Source organism: Pontiella sp., assembly GCF_041622395.1.
In the GTDB taxonomy this organism is placed as follows: domain Bacteria; phylum Verrucomicrobiota; class Kiritimatiellia; order Kiritimatiellales; family Pontiellaceae; genus Pontiella.
This window is the reverse complement of the sequence record NZ_JBFJYW010000133.1, coordinates 1-9,998: the sequence shown is the minus strand read 5'-3', so window position 1 is coordinate 9,998 and position 9,998 is coordinate 1. Positions and strand designations below refer to the sequence as shown.

Genomic DNA, 9,998 nt, shown 5'->3' with positions numbered 1-9,998 from the left:
TCGGGGAATTCCCCGACCTCTGGATCACGCTCAACGAGCCGATGGTGGCCCTGCTCGCCGGCAACATTTCCGGCGACTTCCCGCCGCAGCGCCGCTCCCTATCCGCGTTCCGCAAATGCGCCCGCAACATGCTGCGGGCCCACGCGGGCGCCTATGCGCGCATCCATGCCCGACATCCCGACGCCCGCGCCGGGATCGCCATGGCCTATCCCTATCTGCAAGCGTGGGGATCGGCGGGATTCGGCGGGTGGTATGAACGCCGGGCGCAAACCTTTACCCGCGCGCTGCTCTTCCGGGCGTGGGACCGTTCCGTGCACAGCGGAAAACTGCATCCGTTCTTCGGGCGCGGGAGCATCGACGGACTCGAAGACTCCATCGACTTTTGCGGCATCAACTACTATTTCCGCATGTCGCTGCGCTTCTCCCGGAAAAAGTGGCGCACGGGGTTTCTCGACATCGATTCCATGCCCGACGGGGTGGACACCACCGACATGGGCTGGCAGATCTGGCCGGAAGGCCTATCGAAAATCATCCATGAGGTTTGGGCGCGCTATCGCAAACCGATCTACATCACCGAAAACGGCATCGCCGACGCGACCGACCAAAAGCGGCCCGGCTACATCACGAGCCATCTCGCCCAAATTCACGCCGCACTGCAGGAAGGCATTCCCGTCGAAGGCTATTTCCACTGGTCGTTCATCGACAATTTCGAGTGGAAAGAGGGATTCGAAATGAAGTTCGGACTCGTAGAAGTCGATACCGCCGATCCCGGACTCACCCGCACGCAGCGCCCCAGCGCGCGGCTCTACAGCCGCATCATCCGCGAAAACGGATTCACTTCTTCGGTTTCGGCAGGCGCTTCGCCAATCCGACCGAAAGAAGAATCCCCGCCGCCGCGCCCACCAGAAATGTGATCGCCAGCAAGGCCGCGCGCGGCATCGTGAAGGTGATGAACAAAAAGCGGGTTTCGACCGCCTGCGTATTTTGGAAGATCACGATGAGCACCAGCAGAATGAGAGTCAAAGCGGAAAAGAGCTTGAGTTTAATCATCGATCGGCCTCCTGTGTTGCACTTGCTAAGCATTCTGTTCTTCAACCCTGGATTGTCGACCTTTAAAATCGGCAAATATCGCCAGAATCATGCGACCGCTGCGGAAGAAGACGTACATTTAGTTCGCGGGGCGTATCTAGAATTCATAAGCTATCCCTTCATTAAGATGCGGGGCATCATCGGGGAGCATCCTGAGTGCCCTCGAACCAGGAGGATTCAGCGTGAAAAACGGAAATGGTTTGATTTGTGCCTATCTACTCAAAGAGGGAGCCGGGCAGCCGGCGGATTGGGATCGCGTGAAAACGTGGACCCCGGATCAGGGGGTTTTGTGGATGCACCTGGATTATGCCGATGAAACCGTCCGGCAGTGGCTTCTGAATGAAAGCGGGCTCAACGAGGTTACATGCTCCGCATTGTTCGCCGAGGAAACCCGGCCCAGAATCGTCTCCAGCCCCGAGTCCCTGCTGCTTATTCTGCGGGGGGTCAATAGCAATCCGGGCGCCGACCCGGAGGACATGGTCTCGATCCGCATGTGGTTCGACGAACATCGAATCATTACGATGCGCCATCGGCGGGTATTGGCCATCGAAGATATTCGCCAAAGCATCGAAGCCGGCAAAGGGCCGGACTCGGCCGATGATTTTCTGGTCATGATCGCCAATCGGTTGATCGATCGCATGGGCGATGTCGTCAGCGACATTGATGACCGGGCGGATGAACTGGAGGATATGGTTCTAACGAAAGAGAGCCATGAACTTCGGCCCATGATTGCCGATTTGCGGCGGCAAACCATTTGCATGCGGCGTTATATTGCCCCGCAGCGCGATGTGCTGGCCCGATTGCAAAACGAGCGGATTGCCTGGCTCAGCGAGACGGCCAAAGTTTACTTGCGCGAAACGTCCGAGCGAACCGCCCGTTTTGTAGACGATCTGGATGCGGCACGGGATCGCGCGGCCATCACGCAGGAACAACTGAACAACAGCCTTTCCGAACAGACCAACCGGACCCTCTACATTTTATCCATTATCACGGCCATCTTTCTCCCGCTCGGACTGCTTACCGGATTGCTCGGCATCAATGTCGGCGGGATGCCGGGAACGGACAGTAACAGTGCATTCGCGATCGTTGTGGCCCTGCTGGTGGTATTTGCGATCATTCAGTACATTCTATTCAAACGAAAGAAAATGATTTGATTGCGCAGAACCGGAGAATCGGTGCCCGTTGGTGTGCGGAAATTCGCCCTCCGGACGATCTGCGCATCCCGACTCGAATGGCTGGCCTGCGGTACGTATCGCAACCGACCTGACGGCTCAGCGGATACCGGCATGAAAGAAACGAGGTGAAAGGTGATTCAACTACAAGACGCACTAACCGCCTGGGGCCGCACGGACTTCGAAGAAGTTCTAAAACAATCCATCGCCGCGCTCGACAGCGCCGTCCTGCCCCTGCAGCAGGGTTTGGCGGCGGGCAGCTACGCGATGGACGAAGCGATCGAAGCCCTTATTCTGAGCACAAAAGAGCAGCCCGATGCCATCGAAGTCAAAGCGCAGATTTTTTACACGTCGCGCACGCCGGGCTGCGCCTGCGCGGGCGACCCGACCGTCGAGAGTGAACAAACCGAACAATGTCTTGTACGTGTCCGCATCGACAAGCAGACCGCCGCAGCAACCTTTTCCTTGCTCGACGACTGAACGGTCGCTTGACCCTTGTAGGCCCGGTGCCCCGCCTTTGGAGCCGAACCGCCGGCGAGAGCGCCTTTTGCTTCTTTCCAAAAGCAAGGACTGGATGGAGTGGTCCTACAGGTGTAAAAACCTTCCACTGATTGGAAAATCGCGCCGGACACGGCTTTATCCGCCGATGACGATCCGCGAGCCGGCCGATGGTAACGGAGGACAACGATGACAAAAAAAGAAGCCATACAGGTTTTTGAGCAGCGCAACATTCGCTCGCTCTGGGACGATGAGGCCGAAACGTGGTATTTCTCCGTTGTGGATGTAGTCGCTGTATTAACCGACAGCCCCAACCCCCAGGTTTACTGGCGCGTCTTAAAAAAACGATTGAAAGATGAGGGCAATCAAACCGTTACAAATTGTAACGCTTTCAAAATGAAGGCGGCTGACGGCAAAATGCGGAAAACGGATTGCGCGACGACCGAACAGCTTTTCCGCCTGATTCAATCCATCCCTTCGCCTAAAGCGGAGCCGTTCAAGCTATGGATGGCGCAGGTGGCCAGCGAGCGCATCGACCAGATTCAGGATCCGGAACGCTCCATTGAACAGGCCATGAGGGACTACAAGCGCCTCGGCTACTCGGACAACTGGATCAACCAGCGTCTGAAATCCATTGAGATCCGCAAGGAACTCACCGACGAGTGGAGAAAGCACGGGCTGGAGGAGGGCGTGCAATTTGCCGCGCTGACCGACATCATCTATAAAACCTGGGCGGACAAAACCGCGAAGGAATATAAAAAGCACAAAGGGCTGAAAAAGGAAAATCTGCGCGACAACATGACCAATAAAGAGCTGGTGCTGAACATGCTCGCCGAGCTATCCACCAAAGAGATTTCCGAAGTGACCGATCCCGACACCTTCCATCAGCACAAGCAGGTCGCCCGGCAAGGCGGAGAGGTGGCCCGAAACGCCCGGTTGGAACTGGAAGCCAAAACCGGGAAAAAAGTGGTTTCGCCACTCAATGCCAAAGACGGAACCCTGCTGGAAGGCGGAGACAATGATTAATCAGGCCAGCATTACCCTGCGCAACCACTAGGCATGCACAGAATTTGCCACAAAAGATCACAGAGAACTCAAGGATTTCTTTTGTGTTCCCAGCGCGCGCTCGCGGCAAAAACATTGCCGTTCACTTCGTTCTCTGCCGTCGCTGCGCGCCAGCCGCTGCCTTCGGCGCTCGCGTCCATTGACGTTCATTCTCGGTTTAATTTTTGGTTGCGGCTATGCCGCATCACTGCGACGCAGTTACTCTCAACTACCGGCTTAGCAACTTCAGCCGGACTGGACTTTCGCCAGTAAGCCCAATGGACTCGAAGGCGCACGTAGGCCCGGTGCCCCACCGGGCGTCGCTGTAGGGATGGCGCTTATCCGTAGAGCCAGTCCCGCGCGTCGGCGACGTGGTCGTGGTCGAAGTATTCGATCATCGCCTTGGTGAAGGGTTTGCAGAAAACGGCCATGCCGTGTTGCCACTTCGTCTCTCCGACCATCGCGATGCGTTCGATGTCACCGAAATGGCGGACGCCGAACTTGGTGTCGGCCCAGAGCGCGCCGGCGTCCCAGCCGTGGAAATCCGTCATATCGAACAGCAAACGCAGCCGGCCGTGGGAGCGGACGAGCCGCTCGAATTCGGGCACAAAGTGCTCGTAGTCTTCCTTGGCGAGCTTGCCGCTAACCTGCACGACGAGCACTTGGCCTTCGTTTTCTTCGTTGAGTTGGATCGGCATGGCTGCCCCCTATCGGTTGGTTTCTTCTTCCATTTCATCGGAATATTCGCCGCGGCGGGCGGCGCGGTTGCATTGGGCGCGGTGCAGCAGCGCCTGCTGGGCCGCCGGCACGTTGGCGGCGTCGCCCCGCCAAATCTCGAGCGCGGGTTGCTGGATGGCGCGCGCGAACGAAAACGCCAGCGCCCAGGGGACGCGTTGTTTGAAGTGCGCGTTCATGGCGCTCAGGCGCGCCGAGGCCAGCTCGCTCGACTGGCCGCCCGAGAGGAAGGCCACACCCGGCACGGCGGCGGGCACCGTGCGCATGAGGGTTGCCACCGTGGCGGCGGCCACCTCGTCGACCGATTCCTGCTCGGGACAGGCGAGACCGGCCAGCACCATGTTGGGTTTCAGGATCATGCCCTCCAACAGCACCCGCTGGGCGGCGAGCTGGTCGAACACCGTCCGCAACGTTTTTTCCGTGACCGCGCGGCACTGCTCCATCGTATGGGCGCCGTCCATCAGCACTTCCGGCTCGACGATCGGCACGAGCCCGGCCTCCTGGCAGAGGGCGGCATAGCGGGCGAGCGCATGCGCGTTGCCCTGGAGGCAGCCGCGGCTCGGAAGGCCGTCGCCGATGGTGATCACCCCGCGCCATTTGGCGAAACGGGCGCCGAGCTGGACATATTCCGCCAGCCGCTCGCGCAGGCCGTCGAGCCCCTCGGTAATCTTTTCGCCGGGATGGCCGGCGAGTTCCTTCGCGCCGGCATCCACCTTGATGCCGGGAATGATGCCCGCCGCTTTGAGCACCGCGATAAACGGCCGGCCGTCCTGCGTCTGCTGGCGGATGGTTTCGTCGAAGAGGATCGCGCCGCTGATGCACTCGCCGAGGCCGGGTGTGGTGACGATCATTTCGCGGTAGGCCTGCCGCATCTCGACCGTCTGGGATATGCCCAGTTTGGCGAATCGTTTGCCGCAGGTCGGATGGCTTTCATCCATGGCCAACAGCCCCTTGTCCCCGGCCACCATTGCTTTCGCCGTACTTGCCAGTTGTGCGTTCATCTCAGGCCTCCTTGTGTTTGATCGTTATTTTTACAGGAAAGAATCCATCCGGCTTCGATGGCGCGGCATCAGGTTTTGCGGGGCTCCTTGAACAGGGCGTAGATCAGCGGGACGATTTCGCGATCCGGGGCCCCCAGCAGCCGGGCCCGGTTTTCGGGCACCTGCATGGCGGTGGCGATGACGCGCAGCAGATGCAGCTGGGAATTGTCTTCGCCGGTTGGGGTCAGCAAAAGAAAGACGAGCTGCGCCGGCAGGCCATCGGGCGCATTCCATTCGATGCCGGCGGGGGCGCGCGCAAAGGCGAGGCGCGGGGTGGCGATTTGCTCCATGCGCGCGTGCGGAACCGCCACGCCGTATCCCAGCGCGGTGCCCATCAGTTCTTCGCGCCGCAGCACGGCGTCGGCCACCTCCTGCGGATCGAGCCCCGCGCCGGCCCGCTCGCAGAGTGCGCGGATGGCCTCGTCGCGCGAGGCGGCGGCCAGCGACGGCAGAATGTTCGAGGGGGTCAGCGCGGCGGCGGGACGGGTGTGGCGCCCGCGCTTCAGCGCCCATTTCATCCAGGGGCCGACCAGCACCGAGGAGAGCACCGCACTGACAATGATGGCAACGAACACCGGCGGGGTGATGACGGCGTATTCCAAGGCCAGGATGCCGATGACGATCTGCATTTCGCCGCCGGGGGTATGGGCGGCGGAGATCAGCTGGCGGTTGGTCTTCGGGTGTTGGGTCAGGCTGACGCCCAGCCAGGCGCCCACGAACCGCGCGGCAACGCCGAGCACGAGCATGAGGGCCGTCAGCGGCAGATCGAGTTCTTTGAGAAAATCGATTTTCAGCCCGATGGAGGCAAAGAACAACGGTACCAGCAGCGCCTTGACCAGCTGCGAGATGGTTTCCCGGGTTTTTTCCGAGAGGTGGCGCGATTCGCCCGCCATGATGCCCGCGATGAAAAATCCGAACAGCGCATGGATGCCGATGCCCAGCGTGATGGCCCCGCCAGCCATGCCGAGGATGAAAATCAGGGTGAGCGAGGTGCCCGGCTGAGGCAGCTCCAGCCGGTTGATTTCGCCGAGCGCGCGATCGGTCAGTCGCCTGCCGATCGTGAAGCAGAAGAGGGTGAACAGCACGGTGGCGGTCAGAACCAGCGGGATTCGCACCAGACTCGCCGTGCCGCCGGTGGCGAAGCTGAGAATGACGGCAAACACCAGCCAGCCGGCGATATCGTTGATGGTCAGCGCGCACATGGTCAGCAGGCTGGCATCGCTGCGGTAGATGCCGAGATCCTGCAGGATGCGAACGGTGACCGGCAGGGCGCTGATGGTCATGATGGTTGCAATGAACAGACTGAACAGCAGCCGGTCGCCGCCGGGACCGATGTAGTGGTCCGGCAGGAACCAGACCGGAACGAAGGCAATTGCCATGGGCAGGATCAAATCCGCAAGCGAGATGGTCATCGCGTCGCGGCGCTGTCGCAGCGCGGCAATGAGGTTGGTGTCGAGTCCGGCGTCGAGCAGGAAAAAGAGGATGCCGAGCCAGGCCACGGTTTCGAGCATGTTTTGCTGCATGGCGTCGGGCGGGAAGACCCATGCGTACAAGCCGGGCAACGTGCGGCCGAACAGGGTGGGCCCCAGCAGGATCCCAACCAGGATCTCGCCGGAGATGGCCGGCTGGCCGATCCGCCGCAGCAACAGGCCCGCGATCCGCGAAAAGCCGAGCAGCAGGCTGACCTGCACGAGAAAAACGAGAATCATGCTTTCATCAAGATAGTGCATTGCCACTCACCTCGCTTGAACGGGCATCCGGAATGTCGCTGGAATCGGGTAGATCCTACCGCGCGCTATCGGGTTTTGCCAAGCGCCAACCCGTTTGCCTTTTTGATTTGAGCGGCGGTCAGAATGGCTAGGGTGATTGCGGTAAGCGGCACGACGAAAAAGAGCATGACCAGACTGAACCAGGCAAGCGCATCGTGATGGGCGGCGGCCAGCAGCAGATAGGCGCTGTAGGCCGCGTAGTAGCCGAGCAGCACCAGCCCTTCCCAACGGCTGATGATGCCGCCGGTGAAAAAGATCGGCAGGCAGGCGAAAGCGACTGCGACCATAACCGGCAGATCGAAGCGGATGGCCGCGTCGGAAACGGCCACGCCGGCCGGCGCCGCAATCCCGGCAATGCCGAGCACCCCCATGATGTTGAACAGGTTGCTGCCGACCACATTGCCGACGGCAATGTCGCGTTCGCCCCGGATGCTGGCCATCACCGAGGTCGCCACTTCCGGCAGCGATGTCCCGGCCGCCACAATCGTCAGCCCAACCACCAGTTCATTGACCCCGAGATGCCGCGCAACGGCAACGGCTCCGTCAACCAGCCAGCGGGAGCCGACGGCCAGCAATACGAGGCCACCGAACACGAGCGCAAGGTTGCCGGCCCATCCCTTCGCCGCCCCTTCCCCCCCGCCAACGGGCTTCGCGCCTTCCGCGTTGGCCGGCCGGCCCTCGCCATGGCCTTGCCAAAAAAGAAAGCCGACATAGACGACAAGACCGAGGAACAGCAGCAGGCCTTCGGTTCGGCTGATGGTCCCGTCAACCCCCAGCACCAGCGCCAGCACCGAAAGGACGATCATCAGCGGAACATCGTAACGAACCAGCCGGCGCGATACCGCAAGCGGGGCAATGATCGCCGACAGGCCCAGAATGAACAGAACATTGAAGATGTTGCTGCCCACCACGTTCCCAACCGCAATGTCCGGTTGCCCGGACAGAGCCGATTTAATGCTTACCGCCAGCTCCGGCGCGCTCGTGCCGAACGCCACGACGGTGAGCCCGATGACCAGCGGCGAGATGCCGAGCGCGGCGGCCAGCCGGGACGCGCCCCGCACCAGCCCCTCCGCTCCCAGAATCAGAAAAACCAGTCCGGCAATAAAAAGCAGAAGAATCATGGGGTTGGCTCACAGCTTCAGGGGGTTGGTCCCGGGGGATTTCGCGGAAGGGCCTTTGGACGGCACGACGTGACCGTCGGGCAGGTTTCCGATGGGATCAACGGCTCGTTTTCCGGTATGCGACCCCCCGCTAGCGCACGAAGAACGCTTTGACTTTCGCCACCAGTTGGTTCTCGCTGAGTTTATCCGACGTCTCCACGGCAACCGGCTTGTCGCCGAAGCTCTTTACCGCCTGGATTTCCTTCGCCAATTCCCGCTTTGCTTCCCCGGGGCCGAGAATCAGCAGGGCGTCGGCCGGCGCAACCGCTTCGATGACCTTCCGGTAAAAGCGATGGTACTCATGCTTGCGCCGTTCGTCCATCCGCTGTTCGTTGGATACGTCTTGCGCGATGCCTAATCCGCCCGCACTGCGGCTTCCGCCTGATGAGTGGTAATGGCTTTCGGCGCCGGATTCGATCCGCTCAACCCGGGCGGAACCCTTTTCCATGAAAACCAATATCGCCACCTTGTGATCGATCCAAAGACCGATTTGAATCCCGTTCCGGGCATCTGAATTTTTCATTGTGCTCCTTTCGGGCGAACGGTCCGCTACCGGAGCGCCACGCCCATTGGTTCTGCCTGGGTATTTCCCCCGCTTGACGCCGCGCATTGTACACCCGGAAAACTTTACCAACAAAGCAAAATGACAAACCGATTATTCATGGACATGCTTTTTAATTAAAGGACGGTCCAAGAAGAAATCTTTAAACCATTGGCCGCACGCATGCCCATAAAAAGCAGGAGGATCAGTGGGTTGGCCCACCTCATCGGGGGTTTTCGTTCGAAACGCCGAGGTCGATGATTTCCATGCGGGGGTTGGCCCCGGGGTTTTTGGCGGAAGGGCCTTCAGTCAGCACGACGAAGCCTTCGGCGAGACCGAGGTCTTGCAGCCAGCGGCGGGCAAACACGCCCCAATCCGCCGGCGCTTCTGCCGCGCAAACCGGCGCAACGCCATAGGAAAACTGCAGGCCGCGGCAGGTCGCCTCCTGCGGACTGACGGCGGCGATCCAGACCGGCAATCGAAAGCGCGCCACCATCCGGGCCGTGTGCCCCGTAAGCGTAGGCACCAGAACGGCGGAGGGGGCGATGCGGGCAACGGTTTCCTGCACATTGCGCGAGATTAGATCCACCAGATGGGTGTCGCCGTCCGGCCGATAGTCGGAAAGCCGGACAGAGGGGCGCGAGGGTTCGGTGGCCGCGGCAATTCCCGCCAGCATCCGCACGGCCTCGACCGGAAATTTTCCCATGGCCGACTCTTCGGAAAGCATCACGCAATCGGTGCCGTCGAGGATGGCGTTGGCCACATCGGTCGCTTCCGCGCGGGTGGGCCGGTTGTGGCCGGTCATCGATTCGAGCATCTGCGTGGCGGTGATGACCGGTTTCCCGAAGAGGTTGGCGCGGCGGATCAGCTGCTTTTGGATTACGGCCATCCGCTCCACCGGGGTTTCGACGCCGAGATCGCCGCGGGCCACCATGATCCCGTCGGAAACC

The 9,998-nt window shown here is 60.7% G+C and carries 11 protein-coding genes; 4 read left to right on the top strand and 7 right to left on the bottom strand.

What is annotated here, in order from left to right:
• A partial coding sequence (locus tag ABYO54_RS09160; protein ID WP_372807949.1) for a family 1 glycosylhydrolase occupies positions 1 to 914 on the top strand: 914 nt, incomplete at its 5' end.
• Here the strand turns inward: ABYO54_RS09160 and ABYO54_RS09155 are convergent.
• On the bottom strand, positions 835 to 1,050 hold the full coding sequence (locus tag ABYO54_RS09155; RefSeq protein ID WP_372807948.1) for a LapA family protein: 216 nt from the start codon (positions 1,048 to 1,050) through the stop codon (positions 835 to 837). The two genes, ABYO54_RS09160 and ABYO54_RS09155, sit on opposite strands and share 80 nt — an antisense overlap.
• Positions 1,051 to 1,271: 221 nt before the next feature.
• On the opposite strand from ABYO54_RS09155, the gene ABYO54_RS09150 reads away from it, so the two are divergent.
• The 3 genes from ABYO54_RS09150 (at position 1,272) to ABYO54_RS09140 (ending at position 3,785) form a co-directional block, all read left to right on the top strand.
• On the top strand, positions 1,272 to 2,243 hold the full coding sequence (locus ABYO54_RS09150) for a zinc transporter ZntB (RefSeq protein ID WP_372807947.1): 972 nt from the start codon (positions 1,272 to 1,274) through the stop codon (positions 2,241 to 2,243).
• A gap of 153 nt (positions 2,244 to 2,396) precedes the next feature.
• Complete coding sequence (locus tag ABYO54_RS09145; protein WP_372807946.1) at positions 2,397 to 2,741, top strand: hypothetical protein; 345 nt, start codon at positions 2,397 to 2,399, stop codon at positions 2,739 to 2,741.
• Positions 2,742 to 2,948: 207 nt separating this feature from the next.
• Complete coding sequence (locus tag ABYO54_RS09140; protein WP_372807945.1) at positions 2,949 to 3,785, top strand: Bro-N domain-containing protein; 837 nt, start codon at positions 2,949 to 2,951, stop codon at positions 3,783 to 3,785.
• 356 nt (positions 3,786 to 4,141) lie between these two features.
• Here ABYO54_RS09140 and ABYO54_RS09135 read toward each other — a convergent pair whose 3' ends face one another.
• The 6 genes from ABYO54_RS09135 to ABYO54_RS09110 form a co-directional block, all read right to left on the bottom strand.
• Positions 4,142 to 4,501: an STAS/SEC14 domain-containing protein gene (locus tag ABYO54_RS09135; protein ID WP_372807944.1), complete on the bottom strand. Its 360-nt coding sequence runs from the start codon at positions 4,499 to 4,501 to the stop codon at positions 4,142 to 4,144.
• A gap of 9 nt (positions 4,502 to 4,510) precedes the next feature.
• Positions 4,511 to 5,539: a class I fructose-bisphosphate aldolase gene (locus ABYO54_RS09130; RefSeq protein WP_372807943.1), complete on the bottom strand. Its 1,029-nt coding sequence runs from the start codon at positions 5,537 to 5,539 to the stop codon at positions 4,511 to 4,513.
• 68 nt (positions 5,540 to 5,607) lie between these two features.
• Positions 5,608 to 7,308 carry a cation:proton antiporter gene (locus ABYO54_RS09125; RefSeq protein WP_372807942.1) on the bottom strand — a complete coding sequence of 567 codons (1,701 nt, stop codon included), beginning with the start codon at positions 7,306 to 7,308 and terminating at the stop codon, positions 5,608 to 5,610.
• A 65-nt stretch (positions 7,309 to 7,373) separates the two neighbouring features.
• Positions 7,374 to 8,468: a calcium/sodium antiporter gene (locus ABYO54_RS09120; protein ID WP_372807941.1), complete on the bottom strand. Its 1,095-nt coding sequence runs from the start codon at positions 8,466 to 8,468 to the stop codon at positions 7,374 to 7,376.
• 130 nt (positions 8,469 to 8,598) lie between these two features.
• Entirely contained in the window at positions 8,599 to 9,030 is a 432-nt protein-coding gene (locus tag ABYO54_RS09115) for a hypothetical protein (RefSeq protein ID WP_372807940.1), read from the bottom strand.
• Positions 9,031 to 9,271: 241 nt separating this feature from the next.
• The coding region (locus ABYO54_RS09110) for a pyruvate kinase (protein WP_372807939.1) at positions 9,272 to 9,998 on the bottom strand (727 nt) is incomplete at its 5' end.

Coding starts and splice junctions, on each gene's coding strand:
- ABYO54_RS09140 (WP_372807945.1), top strand. CDS start 2,949: ATGACAAAAAAAGAAGCCATACAGGTTTTTGAGCAGCGCAACATTCGC.
- ABYO54_RS09135 (WP_372807944.1), bottom strand. CDS start 4,501: ATGCCGATCCAACTCAACGAAGAAAACGAAGGCCAAGTGCTCGTCGTG.
- ABYO54_RS09130 (WP_372807943.1), bottom strand. CDS start 5,539: ATGAACGCACAACTGGCAAGTACGGCGAAAGCAATGGTGGCCGGGGAC.
- ABYO54_RS09125 (WP_372807942.1), bottom strand. CDS start 7,308: ATGCACTATCTTGATGAAAGCATGATTCTCGTTTTTCTCGTGCAGGTC.
- ABYO54_RS09155 (WP_372807948.1), bottom strand. CDS start 1,050: ATGATTAAACTCAAGCTCTTTTCCGCTTTGACTCTCATTCTGCTGGTG.
- ABYO54_RS09115 (WP_372807940.1), bottom strand. CDS start 9,030: ATGAAAAATTCAGATGCCCGGAACGGGATTCAAATCGGTCTTTGGATC.
- ABYO54_RS09120 (WP_372807941.1), bottom strand. CDS start 8,468: ATGATTCTTCTGCTTTTTATTGCCGGACTGGTTTTTCTGATTCTGGGA.